The following is a 20337-nucleotide window of genomic DNA, read 5'->3' as shown; positions in this document are numbered from 1 at the left end:
CGCCTCTGGCGATTTCTCCTATTGTTCGCAGCGTGATTGAGCGCAGGTAGAGTCGTTTCATGGAAAAGGTCAGGCAGATTGCCGGGCGGAATGTACCCCGTCATGTCGCAGTCATCATGGATGGCAACAATCGCTGGGCTAAGCGGCGCCTCCTGCCCGGTGTGGCCGGTCACAAGGCAGGCGTCGACGCGGTACGAGCCGTAATCGAGGTGTGCGCTGAGGCCGGTGTCGAGGTCCTGACGCTGTTCGCGTTTTCCAGCGAAAACTGGCAGCGGCCTGCAGAGGAAGTCGGCGCCTTGATGGAGCTGTTCCTGACTGCGCTGCGGCGTGAGGCGCGAAAGCTGAATGATAATGACATCAGCCTGCGCATCATTGGCGATCGATCTCGCTTCCATCCGGAGCTGCAGATCGCAATGCTCGAGGCTGAGGAAATGACGGCTGGTTCGGGTCGTTTCGTGCTTCAGGTAGCGGCCAATTACGGTGGGCAGTGGGACATCGTACAGGCTGCCCAGCGGCTGGCTCGGGAAGCGCAAGAGGGCCGCCTCAACCCAGACGAAGTGACTCCCGCACTCTTCCAGGGATATCTCGCCACGGGTGACATGCCGTTGCCGGATCTTTGTATCCGTACCGGCGGCGAGCGTCGAATCAGTAATTTCCTGCTCTGGCAGCTTGCGTATGCCGAGCTGTATTTCTCCGACCTGTTCTGGCCGGATTTCAAGCACGACGCCATGCGAACCGCCCTCGCCGATTTCGCCAAGCGACAGCGGCGTTTCGGCAAGACCGGTGATCAGGTAGAGACGGAGGTCCGTGCCGAATGCTAAAGCAACGAATCATCACCGCAGCCATCTTGCTGCCAATCGCGCTGATCGGCTTCTTTCTGCTCGAAGGGCTCGCGTTCGCGCTATTCATCGGGGTAGTTGTCGTTCTGGGCGCTTGGGAATGGGCGCGGCTGGCGGGGATGTCTGGGCAGGTTGCTCGGGTGGGTTATTCCGTAGTCGTGGCACTGTTACTGGTCCTGCTTTATCAGCTCCCCGTGCTGGCGCCTTGGTTGCTCTCGCTAAGCGTGATGTGGTGGTTGGTGGCTACTGCCCTTGTGCTCAGTTATCCGGACAGTCAACGCCACTGGGGCGGACGCTTTGGCAGTCTGTTGATCGGCCTGCTGATCCTACTGCCTGCCTGGCAGGCGCTGGTGCTGCTCAAACACTGGCCACAAGGGAATTGGCTCATCGTGGCGGTGATGGTTTTGGTCTGGGCCGCCGACATAGGGGCCTATTTTTCCGGGAAGGCCTTGGGGCGTCGCAAGCTGGCGCCCCAGGTTAGTCCGGGCAAGAGCTGGGAAGGGCTTATTGGTGGGCTCATCACCAGCCTGTTGATCACGCTTCTCGTAGGTCTTTATCACGGTTGGTCGCCGCGAGGTCTCACTCTTGCGCTGCTGGGTGCTGCGCTTGTAGTGGTCATTTCAGTGGTAGGTGACCTGACCGAGAGCATGTTCAAGCGCAGCTCAGGTATCAAGGACAGCAGTCAGTTGTTGCCAGGCCACGGCGGTGTAATGGATCGCATCGATAGTTTGACAGCCGCTGTACCCTTATTCACCGTACTGTTGTGGCTTGCCGGCTGGGGGCCCTGGTGAGTAGTCCTTTGCAGGTCACCATCCTGGGGGCGACTGGTTCGATCGGGTTGAGCACCCTGGACGTCATAGCGCGGCATCCCGAGCGCTATCAGGCTTTTGCGCTCACTGCGTTCAGCCGTATCGCTGAGTTGCGCAATCTCTGTCATCTGCATCGCCCTCGCTATGCAGTCGTTGATGATAGTGCTCGCGCCCGTGAGCTGCAGGCGCAGCTTGACGGCGACGGGATCAAGACCCGTGTGTTGGTAGGAGAGGGTGGGCTCAGTGAAGTGTCTGCGCACCCGGAGGTCGACATCGTAATGGCGGCGATAGTCGGCGCAGCCGGCTTACGACCGACACTGGCTGCCGTTCAAGCCAGTAAGCGCGTGTTGCTAGCAAACAAGGAAGCACTGGTGATGTCCGGTGCGCTGTTCATGCAGGCATTGCGTGACAGCGATGCAGTGCTTCTTCCGATCGATAGCGAGCACAATGCGATCTACCAGTGCTTGCCTGGCAACTACTCAGATGGACTTCACAATGTAGGAGTTAGGCGCATTTTGCTCACGGCGTCCGGCGGACCCTTCCGCACGTTGCCCATCGAGCAGCTCTCGTCAGTTACAGTCGACCAGGCCTGCGCACACCCGAACTGGTCCATGGGGCGAAAAATTTCCGTGGATTCAGCCAGCATGATGAACAAGGGGCTCGAACTCATTGAGGCGTGCTGGTTATTCGATGCGCGTCCAGATCAGATCGAAGTGGTCATTCATCCGCAAAGTGTCATTCATTCGATGGTCGATTACATCGATGGCTCGGTTCTGGCTCAGCTGGGCAACCCCGATATGCGCACTCCAATTGCGCATGCGCTTGCTTGGCCCGAGCGCATCGACTCGGGCGTTTCTGCGCTTGATCTCCTGCAGACAGGTCGCCTCGATTTTGAAGCCCCTGATCAACAGAGGTTTCCGTGTTTGCGCATCGCACGACAAGCTGCTCAAGAGGGAGGGACTGCCCCTGCAATGCTTAATGCGGCAAATGAAATTGCGGTAGACGCTTTCCTCAATGGTCGAATTCGCTTCACGGAAATCGCGAGTATCATCGAGGGCGTTCTTGATCGGGAAGTGGCCGTTGAGGCTCGTTGTCTGGCAGATATATTTGATGCCGATGCGCGAGCTCGTGCTCTGGCTTCGAGCTGGCTGAACGATCGTAATCGCTAATGCTTTGAAGCACCGATCTGCTGCCGCTCTTTGGTATGGAGTCGGCTCGGTTCAGGGCTGCCTAAATCGCCTTTCGAGGCAGGGGAAACTATGAGCGCGCTGTACATGATCATCGGAACCCTGGTAGCGCTAGGGGTTTTGGTCACCTTTCACGAATACGGGCATTTTTGGGTTGCGCGTCGTTGTGGCGTGAAGGTGCTCAGGTTCTCCGTTGGGTTTGGGCGGCCATTGTGCCGCTGGTACGATCGACAAGGCACTGAGTTTGTCATTGCAGCGATTCCCCTTGGCGGCTACGTGAAAATGCTTGATGAGCGCGAGGGCGACGTTCCGCCAGCGTTGTTGGATCAGACGTTCAATCGGAAAACCGTCAGGCAGCGTATCGCTATCGTGTCAGCCGGCCCAATAGCCAACTTCCTGCTCGCTCTCGTGTTCTTCTGGGCACTGGCGATGCTCGGCACGGAGCAGATACGTCCTGTTGTCGGCGCGGTTGAAATTGGAAGTTTGGCTGACCGTGCGGGTTTAACCGCCGGCCAGGAGATTGTAGAGATCAACGGTAAGCCAACTTCTGGTTGGTCGGAAGTGAATCTGCAGCTCATCAGGCGCCTCGGTGAAAGCGGCTCGCTAGAGATGTTGGTCAGGGATGGAGAAGACGGCCAGACGCAGCGGTTGCAGCTGGAGCTCAATAATTGGCTCAAAGGCGCTGAAGAGCCTGATCCCATAGGTTCGCTAGGTATTCGCCCATGGCGCCCGGTGATCGCTCCTATCGTCGCGCAATTAGATCCGGATGGGCCCGCTCAGGCCGCCGGGGTGCGTCTTGGTGATCGGCTTGTCAGCCTTGATGGCCAGCCACTTGGCGAATGGCAGGAGGTTATTGATCGCGTCAGGCCGCTGGGCGGAAAATCAGTTGTTCTGCAGGTAGAGCGGGGCGGGCTGATGATCGAGCTGCCTATGAACCTGGCCCAACGTGGTGAAGGTGACGAGCGAAGGGGCTATCTTGGGGCGGGCATCGCTGGGGGAGAGTGGCCTCAGGAAATGCTTCGTAATGTCAGCTTCGGACCTGTCGAGGCAATAGGTCAGGGGCTGAGTCGTACATGGACAATGAGCGTGTTGACGCTCGATTCGTTGAAGAAAATGCTCTTCGGCGAGCTCTCGGTAAAAAACTTGAGCGGCCCGATAACCATTGCTAAAGTGGCGGGCGCTTCTGCACAGTCCGGCGTGGGCGATTTCCTTAACTTCCTCGCCTACCTGAGCATTAGCCTTGGAGTACTCAATCTATTGCCTATCCCGGTCCTGGATGGTGGGCATCTGCTCTTCTATATGGTCGAGTGGGTCCGTGGACGTCCCCTGTCGGACAGGGTCCAGGGGTGGGGAGTACAGATCGGTATCAGCCTGGTTGTTGGGGTGATGCTGCTTGCGTTGGTCAACGACCTTGGCCGCCTTTAATCGCCATATACCTTGATGTCGCTGCGCCAAGCGCAGGTTCAATTATCAGGTTTGAAAAGAAAGGACTTCATGAAACGTCTGCTGCTACCTGCGGTTATCTCCGCACTGATGATTGCCGAAGTTCACGCTGAGTCCTTCACCATCTCCGATATACGAGTCAACGGTCTGCAACGCGTTTCAGCTGGCAGCGTATTCGGCGCCTTGCCGCTGAACGTTGGTCAGGCGGCAGACGATACTCGTCTGGTAGACGCCACCCGCGCACTATTCCGTACAGGGTTCTTCGAAGATATCCAGCTGGGCCGCGAAGGTGACGTGCTGGTGATCAACGTGGTCGAGCGTCCTTCGATTTCCGGTGTTGAGATCGATGGCAACAAGGCAATCAAGACCGAGGATTTGCTCTCCGGTCTGCAGCAGTCAGGCTTGGCTGAGGGCGAGATCTTTCAGCGGGCGACTCTTGAAGGTGTTCGTAACGAGCTGCAGCGTCAATATGTTGCGCAGGGACGTTATTCTGCGACTATCGAAACTAAAGTCGTTCCACAGCCGCGAAATCGCGTTGCGTTGAAGATCGATATCAATGAAGGCTCAGTCGCTGCGATCAAGCATATAAATGTGGTCGGAAATTCGGTATTTCCTGACGAAGACCTTACCGATCTTTTCGAACTCAAAACTAGCAACTGGCTTTCATTCTTCCGCAACGATGACAAATACGCGCGGGAAAAGCTTTCCGGTGACTTGGAGCGTCTGCGTTCCTATTACTTGGATCGCGGTTACATCAACATGGATATCACCTCAACTCAGGTATCCATCACGCCTGACAAGAAGGACGTCTACGTTACGGTCAACATTGCCGAAGGCGATCGATATACGGTTAGTGACGTCAAGTTGAGCGGCGATCTCAAGGTGCCTCAGGAAGAGCTCCAGTCACTTCTGCTGGCTAAGGAAGGGCAGGTCTTTTCGCGTAAGGTGATGACCACTACTTCAGAGTTGATCACGCGCCGGTTGGGTAACGAGGGCTACACGTTCGCAAACGTCAACGGCGTGCCTGAAACGAATGACGAGGACAACACCGTCGCGATCACCTTCGTGGTCGATCCGGGCAAGCGAGCCTACGTCAATCGCGTCAACTTCCGAGGCAATACTAAGACCGAAGACGAAGTGTTACGTCGCGAGATGCGGCAGATGGAAGGCGGCTGGGCCTCGACCTATCTGATCGACCAATCCAAAACTCGTCTGGAGCGTCTGGGTTTCTTCAAGGAAGTGAACGTTGAGACCCCTCAGGTTCCTGGCACCGACGACCAGATCGATGTGAACTACAGCGTCGAGGAACAGCCGTCCGGTTCGATCATGGCGAGCATAGGCTTCGCTCAGAATGCCGGTCTGATTCTCGGCGGTTCGATCAGCCAGAACAACTTCCTGGGCACGGGCAATCGTGTCAGTCTGGGATTGACGCGTAGCGAATACCAGTCGCGCTATAACTTCGGCTTCGTGGATCCCTACTGGACTGAAGACGGCGTCAGCCTTGGATACAACGCTTTCTATCGGACCACCGATTACGATGAGCTGGACTACGACGTCTCTAGCTACTCGGTCGACAGTCTTGGCGGTGGTGTCAATATTGGTTATCCGATCAGTGAAACGTCGCGTCTGTCGTTCGGTTTGTCCGCACAGCAGGACACCATCGATAGTGGCCGTTATACAGTCGACGAGATTTTCGACTTTATCGAACAAGAAGGTGACAGCTACCTCAACTTCAAGGCATCCGTAGGCTGGTCCGAGTCCACGTTGAACCGTGGTGTGCTTGCGACGCGTGGCCATTCTCAGAGCCTCTCCTTTGAAACCACCATTCCAGGTAGCGACCTCTCCTTCTACAAACTCGATTACAACGCCCAGTTGTTCTTGCCGGTCACCAAGACCTACACCATGCGCCTGCATACACAGTTGGGTTATGGCGATGCATACGGATCGACCTCTCGCCTGCCGTTCTATGAGCATTACTACGCGGGTGGCTTCAACTCGGTCCGCGGCTTCGAGGACAGCAGTCTTGGCCCGCGCAGCACTCCTAGCACTGCCTATAGAAACGGAAATCCGCTGCCTCCTGGCCAATGCGAAGGAGAACTTTGCACCGATCCAGATCGAGATGCGCTCCCATTTGGCGGTAACGTATTAATTCAAGGTGGCGTTGAAGTTCTCTTTCCGATGCCGTTCGTCAAAGATCAGCGCTCGCTGCGCACGTCAGTGTTCTGGGACGTCGGTAACGTCTACGATACGAATTGTCCGTCCGGGTCAGCCAAGTGCAGCGATATCGATATTGGCGACATGGCCAGTTCCGTTGGTGTCGGCCTGACGTGGATCACAGCCATGGGCCCGCTAAGCTTCAGTCTGGCCATGCCGGTCATGAAGCCGGACGACGCAGATACACAGGTCTTCCAGTTCTCGCTTGGGCAAACCTTTTAATCATCTGGAGCGACGCTCCAGTGTCTACATGAAGAGTGGTAAATACAGTGCGTAAGTTGACTCAATTGCTTGTTGTTGCCGTTACCTTGGCGGCAACCCCCGCATTCGCTGAAATGAAGATTGCGGTTATGAATTACCAGATGGCGTTGCTCGAATCAGATGCAGCCAAGCGCTACTCAGTCGATGCCGAGAAAAAGTTCGGACCCCAGCTCGAGAAGCTAAAGGGCTTGGAAAGCGATGCTAAACGCATCCAGGATCGCTTGGGTAAGGACGGCGACAAGATGCAGCAGGCAGAGCGCGAGCGTTTGGAGTTGGAATTCAAGCAGAAGGCCCGTGACTTCCAGTTTCTGTCCAAGGAACTTAACGAATCCAAGGCAGCTGCCGACCGCGACATGCTCAAGCAGCTCAAGCCCAAGTTGGACAAGTCGGTTGAAGACGTCATCAAGAAGGGCAACTTCGATCTGGTGCTCGAGCGCGGTGCGGTGGTCGATGTCAAGCCGCAATTTGACATCACCCGCCAAGTCATCGAGCGCATGAATCAGCAGCGTTGATGAGTAGTGTTGTCTATATGCTCGGCGACTTGGCCGAGCAATTGGATGCGGAGCTGCGCGGCGATCCGACGCTGCGGGTGACCGGGTTGGCGACGTTGCAGGACGCCGGTCCCGAACATTTGAGCTTTCTGGCCAATGCCCAGTATCGAAGGTTCCTTGCTGACACACAGGCAGGGGCAGTGTTGCTTACGGCGAAGGATGCCGAGGGTTATGAGGGCGTAGCCCTCATCGTGGCCAATCCCTATCTTGCTTACGCACGTCTTTCGCACCTGTTCGAGCGGCGCCCTCTGGCAGCAGTCGGCGTGCATCCGAGTGCAGTCGTTGATTCGAGTGCGCACGTCGATCCCAGTGCTCGCGTAGGGGCTCTGGTGGTGATCGAGGCTAACGCTTGGATTGGTCCAGACGTCGAGATCGGTTCCCACTCGGTTGTTGGGGCAAGGTCGCGCATTGGTGCGGGTGGGCGTCTAGCGGCTCGAGTTACTCTCTGTCATGACGTGACCATTGGCGAGAGGGTTGTCATCCAGCCTGGTGCCGTCATTGGTGGAGAAGGTTTCGGCTTTGCCAACGAGCGTGGTAGCTGGGAAAAAATCGCTCAGCTTGGTGGGGTGCGGATCGGCAACGATGTCGAAATCGGTGCCAACACGACAATCGACCGTGGGGCCATATCGGATACCGTGATCGGAAACGGCGTGAAGCTGGATAACCAGATCATGATCGCGCACAACGTTCAGATCGGTGATAACACCGCCATGGCGGGTTGTGCTGGCGTTTCCGGCAGCACGAAAATCGGGCGTAACTGCATGATTGCTGGCGGTGTCGGGCTCGTTGGCCATATCGAGGTTTGCGATAACGTATTCATTACTGGCATGACCATGGTTACTCGATCGATTACCGAGCCGGGCAGCTATTCGTCTGGCACAGCTATGCAGCCGGCTGCTGAATGGCGCAAAAGTGCCGCCCGGATTCGGCATCTCGACGACATGGCTCGTCGCCTGCAACAAGTGGAAAAACGCCTGGCTTCCGTGACCCCGAGCGGGGATGCATCTTCTGATGGCTGAACCAGCAGTCTGATCGTTCTCTCCCAGAGGCTTCGCCATCGGGTTGCTCGGTTTCATAGCCGAGCTGGCTCCCATACTTCCTACGGGCTTTTTCTTCATGATGGATATCAACGAGATTCGCGAATACCTTCCCCACCGATACCCGTTTCTGCTGGTTGATCGAGTGGTGGAGCTGGATACGGAAGCCAAGCGTGTTCGTGCTTACAAGAACGTCACTATCAATGAGCCGTTCTTCAACGGTCATTTTCCTCAGCACCCCATCATGCCTGGCGTATTGATCATCGAAGCTATGGCGCAGGCCGCCGGGTTGCTGGGTTTCAAGATGATGGGCGCTAAGCCTGCTGATGGAACGCTCTACTATTTCGTCGGCTCGGACAAGTTGCGCTTTCGTCAGCCAGTCGTGCCAGGCGACCAACTGGCATTAGAGGCATCGTTCATCAGTGCTAAACGCGGGATCTGGAAGTTCGACTGTCGTGCCAGCGTCGACGGCAAGGCGGTATGTTCGGCTGAGATTATTTGTGCGGAACAGAAGATATGAGTTTGATCGACCCTCGCGCCATCGTCGATCCAGCGGCCCGACTGGCAGATGACGTGCAGGTCGGCCCCTGGTCGATAATCGGTCCGGAGGTCGAGATAGGCGAGGGGACGGTGGTCGCATCACATGTGGTCATCAAGGGGCCGACCCGCATAGGTCGACATAATCGTATCTTTCAATTTTCCTCAGTCGGTGAAGATACGCCCGACATGAAGTACAAGGGCGAGCCTACTCGGCTGGTAATCGGTGATCACAACGTCATTCGTGAGGGTGTGACCATTCATCGCGGCACGGTGCAGGATCGAAGTGAAACCACGATCGGTGACCATAATCTGATCATGGCCTACGCACATATTGGTCATGACAGTGTGATCGCCAACCACTGCATCCTGGTCAATAACACTGCGCTGGCTGGGCATGTGCATGTTGGGGACTGGGCAATTCTCTCCGGCTTTACCTTGGTCCATCAGTATTGCCATATTGGTGCGTACAGTTTTTCAGGCATGGGGACTGCTATCGGCAAAGACGTCCCGGCGTTCGTTACCGTCTTTGGCAACCCAGCCGAGGCACGCAGCATGAACTTCGAAGGCATGCGACGTCGCGGCTTCAGCCCTGAAGCCATTCTTGCACTGCGTAATGCATACAAGATCGTTTACCGCAAAGGTATGACGGTCGAGGCCGCGCTTGCTGCGCTTGATGAGGATGCTCGGCAGTTTCCCGAAGTGGCGCTGTTCAGGGATTCGATACAGGCCTCCAACCGCGGCATAACCCGCTGACATGTCCAGGCCGCTGACAGTTGCGCTGGTGGCCGGAGAAGCCTCCGGCGACATCCTCGGCGCGGGTCTCATGCAGGCGCTGAGAGCGCATCACCCGGACGTGCGATTTATTGGGGTTGGCGGGACGCGCATGGAGGCTCAGGGTCTTAAATCCTATTTTCCGCTCGAACGCCTCGCGGTGATGGGGCTGGTCGAAGTGCTTGGACGACTGCCTGAACTGCTGGCGCGACGCAAGCGATTGCTGGAAACCTTTCTAGAGGCCCGCCCGGACGTCTTCATCGGCATAGACGCCCCTGACTTCAACCTAGACCTTGCGCTGAAGCTGCGTCGCCGCGGGATCAAGACGGTCCACTACGTCAGTCCCTCGGTCTGGGCGTGGCGTCAGAAGCGGGTATTGAAGATCCGAGACGCCTGCGACCTGATGTTGACTCTGTTTCCGTTCGAAGCGAAGTTCTACGACGCGCATCAGGTGGCGGTGCGTTTCGTGGGACATCCGCTGGCCGATACGATTCCCCTCGAGGCAGATCGGTCTGCCGCTAGGGCGGCGCTGAATCTGCCGCAGGATGGGTTGATAGTGGCGCTCATGCCAGGTAGTCGGGGCGGCGAGGTGGGTCGGCTTGGCGAGCTCTTTCTCAGCGCTGCCGACCGGCTGCGAGCCATGCGTCCCGGCATCCGGTTCGTGGTTCCCTGTGCCAGTCCAGAGCGCCGTGCTCAACTGGAGCACCTGCTGGTAGGCCGTGACTTGCCGCTGACTCTGCTTGATGGCCATTCCCACGAAGCGCTCGCCGCTTGCAACGCAGTGCTGATCGCTTCCGGAACCGCGACCCTGGAGGCGCTCTTGTACAAGCGGCCAATGGTCGTTGCCTACAGCGTTGCACCCCTGACATTCCGTATTCTCAAACGCCTTGTGAAGAGCCCTTATGTGGCTTTACCAAACCTGCTTGCCCAGCGCCTGCTGGTGCCGGAGCTTCTGCAGGATGCCGCAACACCAGAGGCGATGGCGCAGCTGCTGTCGCCCCTGCTTGATAATGGCGATATCCAGACCGAGGGCTTCGACGCCATACACCGCACGTTACGCTGTGACGCGTCGAGTCAGGCTGCCCAGGCGGTGCTTGAATTGGTAGAGGCGAGCTGATGCAGATTGGGCTGGATTTCAATCTGGTCGAAGACCTGGTGGCAGGTGTCGACGAGGTCGGCCGAGGTCCGCTTTGTGGGCCGGTGGTTACGGCTGCGGTAATCCTTGATCCCCGTCGGCCTATCGATGGGCTCAATGATTCAAAAAAGCTGACCGCAGCAAGGCGTGAAGCGCTGTTCGATGAGATCTGCGAGAAATCTCTGGCGTGGTGCATCGCTCGTGCCGAGGTGAACGAGATCGATCAGTTGAACATCCTCCACGCGACGATGCTGGCGATGAAGCGCGCTGTGGAGGGGTTGAGCGTGACGCCTCGACTGGCGCTGATCGATGGCAACCGCTGTCCTCAACTGTCGGTGCCAAGTGCACCGGTCATACAGGGTGACGGCCAAGTGCCTGCGATCGCGGCGGCGTCCATCCTGGCAAAAGTCAGTCGTGACCGCGAAATGTGCGCGCTGGATCTCTGCTATCCCGGGTATGGTCTTGCCAGTCATAAGGGCTACCCGACCCCGGTTCACCTGGATGCTCTGCAGCGGCTTGGGCCGACCATCATTCATCGCCGGTCTTTCGCACCTGTGCGCAACTTGCTCGAGCGATTCGCTCTGGAAGAACAAGTGCAAGGTACTCAGGTGAGCGCTGTGGTCGATAGTCTGTTGGTGTGACTCTTTTCAGTACGTCATGGAACGGCGCGCTTTTCACGATTCGGCCGGAGTAGTGGCCCGTTAGGCGCTCTTGTTCCGCTGATCCATCCTTCCCATTGCGGCCTTAATCCGCGGCGCCTTTACGGTACAATTCCGCGCTTGTCGTTTCGCCAGTCCAAGGTTCATTCATGCCCGTTTCCTTCGTCCACCTCCGCCTGCACACCGAATACTCACTGGTCGATGGGTTGGTGCGCGTAAAGCCGCTGGTCAAGGCCGTTACAGGGGCAGGAATGCCAGCGGTGGCAGTCACTGACCAAAGCAACATGTGCTCGCTGGTGAAGTTCTACAAGGCTGCCCAAGGTGCAGGGATCAAGCCGATCTGCGGTGCAGATATCTGGCTGGCTGGGGGCGAAGAGGACGGTCCGCTTAGCCGACTGACGCTGCTGGCGATGAACGCGAAAGGCTATCGCAACCTTACTGAGCTGGTATCGCGTGGCTGGACCGAGGGGCAGCGCAACGACCAGATCATCATCGAACGTGATTGGGTCAAGGCGGCGGCCGAGGGTTTGATCGCACTCTCCGGGGCCAAGGAAGGCGAGATCGGCCATGCGTTGCTCGACGCCGAGGAGGCGCTTGCTGATGCCTTGTTGGCCGAATGGCAGGCAGTTTTCCCCGATCGCTTTTACCTCGAAGTGCAGCGCACCAATCGCGTCAACGATGAGGAGCACCTCCATGCCGCTGTGGCACTGGCGCAGCGTTGCAGCGTACCGCTGGTGGCCACCAATGATGTGCGCTTCCTCAGGCAGGAAGACTTCGAAGCCCACGAGACAAGGGTCTGCATTGGCGAAAGTCGAACCCTCGATGATTCCCGGCGTCCCCGCAACTACTCCGACCAGCAGTACCTGAAGACCCCGGAGGAGATGTGGGAGCTGTTCAGCGATCTGCCGGAGGCCCTGGAAAACAGCGTCGAGATCGCGAAACGTTGCAACATCGAGGTGCAGCTCGGCACCTATTTCCTGCCGGACTTCCCTGTACCGGACGGCATGACGATGGACGAGTACTTCCGCAAGGTCTCGTTCGACGGGCTCGATGAGCGTCTAGAAGTGTTGCTGCCGAAGGACACACCTGATTATGAGGCGAAGAAGCAGGTCTATATTGATCGGCTGAATTTCGAGCTCGATATCATCATTCAGATGGGATTTCCCGGTTACTTCCTCATCGTCATGGATTTCATCCAGTGGGCGAAAAACAACGGCGTACCGGTAGGGCCTGGGCGGGGATCGGGTGCGGGTTCACTGGTTGCCTACGTTCAGAAAATCACCGACCTCGATCCGTTGGCCTACGACCTGCTCTTCGAGCGGTTTCTGAACCCGGAACGGGTATCGATGCCCGACTTTGATGTCGACTTCTGCATGGACGGCCGTGATCGGGTCATCGATTACGTAGCGGAGAAGTACGGGCGCAACGCAGTCAGCCAGATCATCACCTTTGGCACTATGGCTGCCAAGGCTGTGGTGCGGGACGTGGCGCGCGTCCAAGGCAAATCCTATGGGCTTGCCGATCGGCTGTCGAAGATGATCCCATTCGAAGTCGGCATGACGCTTGAAAAAGCGTACGAAATGGAAGAGCCGCTTCGGGACTTTCTGGCTGTCGATGAAGACGCTCGGGAAATCTGGGAGATGGCGCTCAAACTCGAGGGCATCACCCGAGGCACGGGCAAGCACGCCGGAGGCGTGGTAATCGCCCCGACCAAGCTCACCGATTTCGCACCCATCGCCTGCGATGACGAGGGCGGCAGCCTGGTCACGCAGTTCGACAAGGACGACGTCGAGTCCGCGGGCCTGGTGAAGTTCGACTTCCTGGGCCTGCGTACGTTGACAATCATCAAGTGGGCCATGGAGACGATCAACCGCGAGCAGGCTAAGAAGGGCCTGGATCCGCTTAATATCGACTTCATCCCACTGGACGACAAACCCACGTTCTCATTGCTACAGAAAGCTGAAACAACAGCCGTGTTCCAGCTTGAATCACGCGGCATGAAGGAGCTGATCAAAAAGCTCAAGCCGGACTGTCTGGAAGACCTGATCGCCTTGGTTGCGCTGTTCCGTCCTGGTCCGCTGCAGTCAGGGATGGTGGATGACTTCATCAACCGTAAGCACGGCCGTGCGGAAATCTCCTACCCGCACTCGGATTATCAGTACGACGGCCTGAAGCCTGTGCTGGCGCCAACCTACGGCATCATCCTGTATCAGGAGCAGGTGATGCAGATCGCGCAGGTCATGGGGGGATATACCCTAGGACAGGCGGACATGCTGCGCCGAGCCATGGGTAAGAAGAAACCTGAGGAAATGGCCAAGCAGCGTGGCGGTTTCATCGAAGGTTGTGCCAATAACGGTATCGACGCCGATCTTGCCGGTAACATCTTCGACCTTGTGGAAAAATTCGCCGGTTACGGTTTCAACAAGTCGCACTCGGCTGCCTACGGCCTGGTTTCGTACCAGACAGCATGGCTCAAGGCGCATTACCCATCGCCCTTCATGGCGGCCGTGCTGTCGGCAGATATGCACAACACCGATAAGGTGGTCACGCTCATCGAAGAATGCCGCAGTATGAAGCTGCGCATCGATGCGCCGGACGTGAATAATTCCGAATTCAAGTTCACGGTGAGTGATGACGGTCGCATCATCTACGGTCTTGGTGCGATCAAGGGCGTTGGCGAAGGCCCTGTCGAGGCAATTTGTGAATGCCGCAGCGAGGGCGGGCCGTTTGCCGATCTCTTCGACTTCTGCAGCCGTGTAGACCTCAAACGGATCAACAAGCGCACCCTGGAGGCGTTGATCCGCGGGGGCGCGCTTGATCGTCTTGGTCCTTATTTTTCCGATGAGCCCAAGACCTATCAGGCCAATATCGATCGCAACCGTGCGGTGCTACTGTCCGCCATGGAAGAAGCCATCCAGGCGGCCGAGCAGACTGCTCGAAGCCTCGATAGTGGCCATATGGACTTGTTTGGTGGGCTATTTGCCGAGCCGGAAGCGGACGTATACGCCAATCATCGCAAGGCTCGCGAGTTGTCCTTGAAGGAGCGCCTCAAGGGTGAGAAGGACACGCTTGGGCTATACCTGACAGGCCACCCGATCGACGAGTATGAAGGTGAAGTACGCCGCTTCGCTCGTCAGCGCATCATCGATTTGCGACCTGCGCGAGGCGAACAGACCATCGCCGGCCTGATCGTCAATTTGCGGGTGATGAAGAACAAGAAAGGCGACAAGATGGGATTCATCACCCTGGATGACCGCTCAGGACGCATAGAGGCTTCGCTATTCGCCGAGGCCTTCAACAGTGCGCAAGCGCTGCTGCAGACGGACGCATTGGTCGTGGTCGAAGGGGAGGTTAGCAATGACGACTTCTCTGGGGGCCTGCGCCTGCGTGCCAAACGAGTGATGAGCCTGGAAGAAGCGCGCACCGGGTTGGCAGAAAGCCTGCGGGTCAAAGTCGCGAGCGATGCGTTGAAGGGTGACACGGTGCGCTGGCTTGCCGATGTGTGCGGGCGCCATCGGGGTGCCTGTCCGATCACGCTGGAGTACACAGGCAGCGATGCGCGAGCGCTTCTTCAATTCGGCGAAAGCTGGCGGATAGACCCTGCCGATAACTTGATTCAGGCATTGCGTGACCAGTTCGGACGCGACAACGTCTTTCTGCAATACCGATAGAGGGAGGCCGCAAAGTGTGCGCTCATTGTGGCTCGCAGCTTTGCGATCACCCGACACCCGGCCCGATCCTGGATCGGGTCAAGATTGCGAACATTTTTTGTTCGACCTGAATGCGTCCGTCCCGTAAGGTAGGGCGCAAAAAACGGAACAGCCTCCCGGCCGCCTGGCCGTCGACGCATGACGGATGCCTATGAACCCGAATTTTCTCGATTTCGAACAGCCGATTGCCGACCTTCAAGCCAAGATCGAAGAATTGCGCCTGGTTGGTAACGACAACTCGTTGAACATTGGTGATGAAATCGCTCGCCTGCAGGACAAGAGCGAATCGCTCACCGAGAGCATCTTCGGCAACCTCACCAGCTGGCAGATCGCCCGACTGGCCCGCCACCCGCAACGCCCCTATACGCTTGACTACATCAGCCATCTATTCACAGAGTTCGAAGAGTTGCATGGCGATCGCCATTTCTCGGATGACGCTGCGATCGTTGGTGGCACGGCTCGCCTGAATGGAGAGCCGGTCATGATCATCGGTCATCAGAAAGGGCGTGAAGTCCGCGAAAAGGTTCGTCGCAACTTCGGCATGCCGCGCCCGGAGGGCTATCGCAAAGCCTGCCGGCTGATGGAAATGGCCGAACGCTTCAAGATGCCGATTCTCACCTTTATCGACACTCCAGGCGCTTATCCGGGTATCGACGCCGAAGAGCGCAATCAGAGCGAAGCGATCGCTTGGAACTTGCGCGTCATGGCACGTCTCAAGACTCCGATCATCGCCACGGTGATTGGTGAAGGAGGTTCGGGCGGCGCGCTGGCTATTGGCGTCTGCGATCAGCTGAACATGCTTCAGTACTCCACTTACGCGGTCATTTCTCCGGAAGGCTGCGCCTCGATCCTCTGGCGTACCGCTGACAAGGCGCCGGAAGCCGCCGAGGCGATGGGCGTTACCGCCGAGCGCTTGAAGGACCTGGGGATCGTCGACAAGGTGATATCCGAGCCGCTCGGCGGCGCCCACCGCAATCCTGCGGTAACGGCTGCCTCCATGCGTGACGAGTTGACCTCTCAGCTAGAGATGCTCAAAGGCCTGGATACCGAGGCATTGCTGACGCGTCGCTATGAGCGGCTGATGAGCTACGGCATCGCCTGATGTCGTGAGAGCTTTCAAATAGAACGGCGGGCTTTCCCGCCGTTTTTTGTATGCGCCGTCGTGCGATGTCCTCGCCTTGGATCGTTACGTTCCGGTTTATTCTGGTGCCAGCCTTACCTGAGCTGCTATCCGATGTCTCTTGAATCCCGCCTTCTTGATGTGCTGAAGCCTTGGAGCACCGCGCCGCGTTGGCGTGTGGCGTTTTCCGGCGGGCTTGATTCCACCGTGCTGCTTCATCTACTGGTGAGGTTGGGATCACTTAACAACAATCTGCCTCCCGTCAGCGCCATACATATTCATCATGGCTTGCAGTCGGTGGCGGACGCTTGGCCAGAGCATTGCCGCGTGGTCTGCAATGAACTCGGTGTAGGGCTTCAAGTGTTGAATGTGGAGGTCCGGCCCGGTTCGAGCGTAGAAAGCAAGGCTCGGGAGGCTCGTTATAAAGCCTTCAGCGAAACGCTCAATCCAGATGAGGTATTGCTCACTGCTCAGCACCAGGACGATCGGGCCGAGACGCTGCTGTTCCGATTATTACGCGGCGCCGGCGTGCGCGGACTCGCTGGCATGCCGACTGTCCGTACGCTCGGTGATGGTTGGCTGGTTCGGCCGCTGCTGAGTGTCTGTCGTGATGAGCTCAACAGCTACGCCGTGGAGCACGGGCTTCGATGGATAGACGATCCCAGCAACCAGTGCACGGATCACTCGCGCAACTTTATACGTCACCGCGTCATGCCGATCGTGCAAGAGCGTTGGCCTGAAGCCTCGCGCAGTATGGCTCGGGCCGCCTCCCATCTGGATGAGGCGCAGCAGTTGCTGACCGAGCTGGCCGAGCTTGATTTACGTGAGGCGAGGCGTATAGACCGCTACGATTGGCTTCCGGTGCCAAGTTTGTCGCTGCGATCATTGAAGGCACTCAGCCCGGCTCGCCAGCGAAACGCGTTGCGCCACTGGATCGCCTCCTTCACGTCGCTTCCTGACACCGATCATTGGGCTGGTTGGAATGCGCTGCGTGACGCCTCATCCGATGCCTCGCCAGTCTGGCGCTTGGCTTGCGGCGAGTTGCATCGAGGCGATGAACGGATCTGGTGGCTTTCCGGACCGTGGCTCAACGGTCCTGGCGAAGCGGTTGCGTGGGTGCGCCCGGGTGACGATCTGCCGTTGCCGTCCAACGGCCGAGTGCAACTTCAAGGCCATAGCGGTGAAACCGGGCTGCAGGTGCGTTATCGCAAGGGCGGCGAGACGTTAGCGCTGCCCGGGCGCGGGCACCGGGATCTCAAGAGACTGCTCAACGAAACCACACTACCAGGCTTCGTCCGCTCGCGTCTGCCATTGCTCTACCGTAACGATGAACTCATTGCGTTGGCTAATTTCCCCCAGTTCGATGTCCAGGGCCTGTCACTCATATGGACGCCGCCTGCAGATGCCAGGTTTGAGCTGATGGGGTCTTTCGAGTAGACTACGCTCCCGTCCCAATACAGCTTCTGCGGCTTTCTTCGAAAACCGTGGCAGTTTCGCTATTGCCGCCATCGGCGCAGTGGCACCTTCGCTTTTCCCCGGCGGCGCTAGCCGCTTAACGCAGACTTCTAGGGTTTTTCATGACGCGCTACATCTTCGTCACGGGTGGTGTTGTTTCTTCATTGGGGAAAGGCATCGCCTCGGCTTCATTGGCGGCCATCCTGGAGGCGCGGGGCCTGAAGGTCACGATGCTCAAGCTGGACCCTTATATCAACGTTGATCCGGGCACTATGAGCCCGTTCCAGCACGGTGAAGTGTTCGTCACCCATGACGGCGCCGAGACGGATCTGGATCTGGGTCATTACGAGCGGTTCATCCGCACGACGATGACCAAGAGCAATAACTTCACCACCGGCCGTGTCTATGAAGATGTGCTACGTCGTGAGCGCCGTGGTGACTACCTGGGTGCAACCATCCAGGTCATCCCCCATATCACTGATGAGATCAAGCGCCGCATCATCAAGGGTGCCGGCGATGCTGATGTGGCACTGGTTGAGGTCGGCGGAACCGTTGGCGATATCGAGTCGCAGCCGTTCCTCGAGGCGATCCGCCAATTGCGCGTCGAGGTAGGGGCCAAGCGCGCGATGCTCATGCATCTGACACTGGTGCCTTACATCGCCACGGCCGGAGAAACAAAGACCAAGCCCACCCAGCACTCTGTCAAAGAGCTGCGCTCCATCGGTCTGCAACCAGACGTGCTGGTATGCCGCTCAGACCACCCGATCGATGTCTCCTCACGCCGCAAGATTGCGTTGTTTACCAACGTTGAAGAGCGCGCGGTCATCAGCCTCGAAGACGTCGATACCATCTACAAGATTCCTGGTGTGCTTCATGCGCAGGGCCTGGATGACTTCGTCGTCGAACGATTTGGTCTGGAGTGTGGCGGTGCCGATCTTTCGGAATGGGATCGCGTTGTCGATGCCAAGCTGAATCCCGAAAAAGAGGTCACCATTGCCATGGTCGGCAAGTACATGGAACTTCTGGACGCTTACAAATCTCTGATCGAGGCAATGAGCCACGCTGGCATCCAGAGCCGTACCAAAGTGAACCTTCGCTATATCGACTCCGAAGACATCGAAAACCAGGGCACCAGCCTGCTGGAAGGCATGGATGCGATTCTGGTCCCGGGTGGTTTCGGTCTGCGTGGCGTTGAAGGCAAGATTGCCACCGTAAAATATGCGCGCGAAAACAAGATTCCTTACCTTGGCATATGCCTCGGCATGCAGGTCGCGGTGATCGAGTTTGCCCGTGATGTGCTTGGCTGGTCTGACGCCAACTCCACCGAATTCGACAAGGATTCGACCCATCCTGTTGTCGGCTTGATCACAGAATGGGAAGACGCCACGGGTACGGTGGAAACCCGCACCGATGCGTCGGACCTTGGCGGAACGATGCGCCTTGGCGCACAGGAATGCGGGCTTGAGGCCGGATCCAATGTGTTTGCCTGCTATGGCAAGGAGCGCATCGTCGAGCGTCATCGGCATCGTTATGAAGTCAACAACAACCTGTTGCCGCAATTGCAGGCTGCCGGTCTGAAGATTACCGGGCGCTCCGGTGATGGTGCATTGGTTGAGGTGGTCGAGGCGCCGGATCATCCATGGTTCGTGGCTTGCCAGTTTCACCCGGAATTCACCTCCACGCCGCGCGACGGCCATCCGCTGTTCAGCGGTTTCGTCAAGGCCGCGCTCGATCACAAGGCGACCAAGGCATGAGCCAGAAGACTATCCGCGTCGGTAAAATCGAGATAGGGAACGACAAGCCATTCGTGCTATTCGGTGGTATGAACGTCCTCGAATCCCGCGATCTTGCTCTTCAGATCTGCGAAACCTATGTGAAGGTGACCGAGAAGCTCGGCATCCCTTATATCTTCAAGGCCAGTTTCGACAAGGCCAATCGCTCCTCGATCAATTCCTTCCGAGGCCCAGGCCTGGAGGAGGGAATGCGCATCTTCGAGGACGTGAAGAACGCCTTTGGCGTACCTGTAATCACCGACGTGCACGAACCGCATCAGGCTCAGCGGGTGGCGGAGGTCTGCGACATCATCCAGCTGCCCGCATTCCTGTCCCGCCAGACCGATCTGGTGGTTGCGATGGCGAAGACCGGTGCAGTGATCAATATCAAAAAGGCGCAGTTTCTCGCGCCGCAGGAAATGAAGCACATCCTCGCCAAGTGCGAAGAAGCCGGCAACGACCAGCTGATCCTTTGCGAGCGTGGTTCGTCCTTTGGCTACAACAATCTCGTTGTCGACATGCTCGGCTTCGACATCATGAAGCGTATGCAGTACCCGGTGATCTTCGATGTCACCCATGCGCTTCAGATGCCTGGCGGCCGCTCCGATTCGGCAGGCGGACGTCGCGCTCAAGTTACCGATCTGGCCAAGGCTGGCCTCAGTCAAGGCCTTGCTGGGCTGTTCCTCGAAGCCCATCCCGATCCCGACAACGCCAAGTGCGACGGCCCTTGCGCCCTGCGTCTGGACAAGCTGGAACCTTTCCTCACCCAGCTCAAGCAGCTGGATGATCTGATCAAGAATTTTTCGCCAATCGAAACTGCTTGAAGCCTTGAAG

16 protein-coding genes are annotated in these 20337 nt (G+C 57.6%); all 16 read left to right on the top strand.

Going from position 1 to position 20337, the window contains the following annotated elements; genetic code table 11:
- Positions 1–59 precede the first annotated feature (59 nt).
- The 16 genes from uppS (at position 60) to kdsA (ending at position 20327) form a co-directional block, all read left to right on the top strand.
- Positions 60–821, top strand: coding sequence for a polyprenyl diphosphate synthase (uppS, locus tag EA797_RS11130; RefSeq protein ID WP_122165259.1), 762 nt, complete (start codon positions 60–62; stop codon positions 819–821).
- Entirely contained in the window at positions 815–1630 is an 816-nt protein-coding gene (locus EA797_RS11125) for a phosphatidate cytidylyltransferase (RefSeq protein WP_122165258.1), read from the top strand. Before uppS ends, EA797_RS11125 begins: the two co-directional genes overlap by 7 nt.
- Positions 1627–2817, top strand: a complete 1191-nt coding sequence (ispC, locus tag EA797_RS11120; protein ID WP_208644436.1) for a 1-deoxy-D-xylulose-5-phosphate reductoisomerase — start codon at positions 1627–1629, stop codon at positions 2815–2817. The genes EA797_RS11125 and ispC overlap by 4 nt, the downstream gene beginning before the upstream one ends.
- A gap of 90 nt (positions 2818–2907) precedes the next feature.
- Positions 2908–4260: an RIP metalloprotease RseP gene (rseP, locus tag EA797_RS11115; RefSeq protein ID WP_122165256.1), complete on the top strand. Its 1353-nt coding sequence runs from the start codon at positions 2908–2910 to the stop codon at positions 4258–4260.
- A 69-nt stretch (positions 4261–4329) separates the two neighbouring features.
- Entirely contained in the window at positions 4330–6714 is a 2385-nt protein-coding gene (bamA, locus tag EA797_RS11110) for an outer membrane protein assembly factor BamA (protein ID WP_122165255.1), read from the top strand.
- Between the two features lie 47 nt (positions 6715–6761).
- Entirely contained in the window at positions 6762–7265 is a 504-nt protein-coding gene (locus tag EA797_RS11105) for an OmpH/Skp family outer membrane protein (RefSeq protein WP_122165254.1), read from the top strand.
- Positions 7262–8323: a UDP-3-O-(3-hydroxymyristoyl)glucosamine N-acyltransferase gene (gene lpxD, locus EA797_RS11100; RefSeq protein ID WP_122165253.1), complete on the top strand. Its 1062-nt coding sequence runs from the start codon at positions 7262–7264 to the stop codon at positions 8321–8323. Before EA797_RS11105 ends, lpxD begins: the two co-directional genes overlap by 4 nt.
- Positions 8324–8420: 97 nt before the next feature.
- Positions 8421–8861, top strand: coding sequence for a 3-hydroxyacyl-ACP dehydratase FabZ (gene fabZ, locus EA797_RS11095; RefSeq protein ID WP_122166258.1), 441 nt, complete (start codon positions 8421–8423; stop codon positions 8859–8861).
- Complete coding sequence (gene lpxA / locus EA797_RS11090; protein ID WP_122165252.1) at positions 8858–9634, top strand: acyl-ACP--UDP-N-acetylglucosamine O-acyltransferase; 777 nt, start codon at positions 8858–8860, stop codon at positions 9632–9634. The genes fabZ and lpxA overlap by 4 nt, the downstream gene beginning before the upstream one ends.
- 1 nt (position 9635) lies before the next feature.
- Positions 9636–10769 carry a lipid-A-disaccharide synthase gene (gene lpxB, locus EA797_RS11085; RefSeq protein WP_122165251.1) on the top strand — a complete coding sequence of 378 codons (1134 nt, stop codon included), beginning with the start codon at positions 9636–9638 and terminating at the stop codon, positions 10767–10769.
- Positions 10769–11428 (top strand): ribonuclease HII, encoded by a 660-nt coding sequence (gene rnhB, locus EA797_RS11080; RefSeq protein ID WP_122165250.1) that lies wholly within the window; start codon positions 10769–10771, stop codon positions 11426–11428. The genes lpxB and rnhB overlap by 1 nt, the downstream gene beginning before the upstream one ends.
- Positions 11429–11595: 167 nt before the next feature.
- Positions 11596–15117: a DNA polymerase III subunit alpha gene (dnaE, locus tag EA797_RS11075; RefSeq protein ID WP_122165249.1), complete on the top strand. Its 3522-nt coding sequence runs from the start codon at positions 11596–11598 to the stop codon at positions 15115–15117.
- Between the two features lie 190 nt (positions 15118–15307).
- Positions 15308–16258, top strand: a complete 951-nt coding sequence (locus EA797_RS11070) for an acetyl-CoA carboxylase carboxyltransferase subunit alpha (RefSeq protein WP_122165248.1) — start codon at positions 15308–15310, stop codon at positions 16256–16258.
- A 132-nt stretch (positions 16259–16390) separates the two neighbouring features.
- Positions 16391–17713: a tRNA lysidine(34) synthetase TilS gene (tilS, locus tag EA797_RS11065; RefSeq protein ID WP_122165247.1), complete on the top strand. Its 1323-nt coding sequence runs from the start codon at positions 16391–16393 to the stop codon at positions 17711–17713.
- Positions 17714–17853: 140 nt separating this feature from the next.
- A complete protein-coding gene (locus tag EA797_RS11060) occupies positions 17854–19485 on the top strand; it encodes a CTP synthase (RefSeq protein WP_122165246.1) in 1632 nt (543 codons plus the stop codon).
- A complete protein-coding gene (gene kdsA, locus EA797_RS11055; protein ID WP_122165245.1) occupies positions 19482–20327 on the top strand; it encodes a 3-deoxy-8-phosphooctulonate synthase in 846 nt (281 codons plus the stop codon). The genes EA797_RS11060 and kdsA overlap by 4 nt, the downstream gene beginning before the upstream one ends.
- Positions 20328–20337: the final 10 nt, after the last annotated feature.

Origin of the sequence: Stutzerimonas zhaodongensis, assembly GCF_003696365.1 — a bacterium.
Classification (GTDB): Bacteria; Pseudomonadota; Gammaproteobacteria; order Pseudomonadales; family Pseudomonadaceae; genus Stutzerimonas; species Stutzerimonas zhaodongensis.
This window is presented reverse-complemented; position numbering and strand designations above follow the sequence as displayed.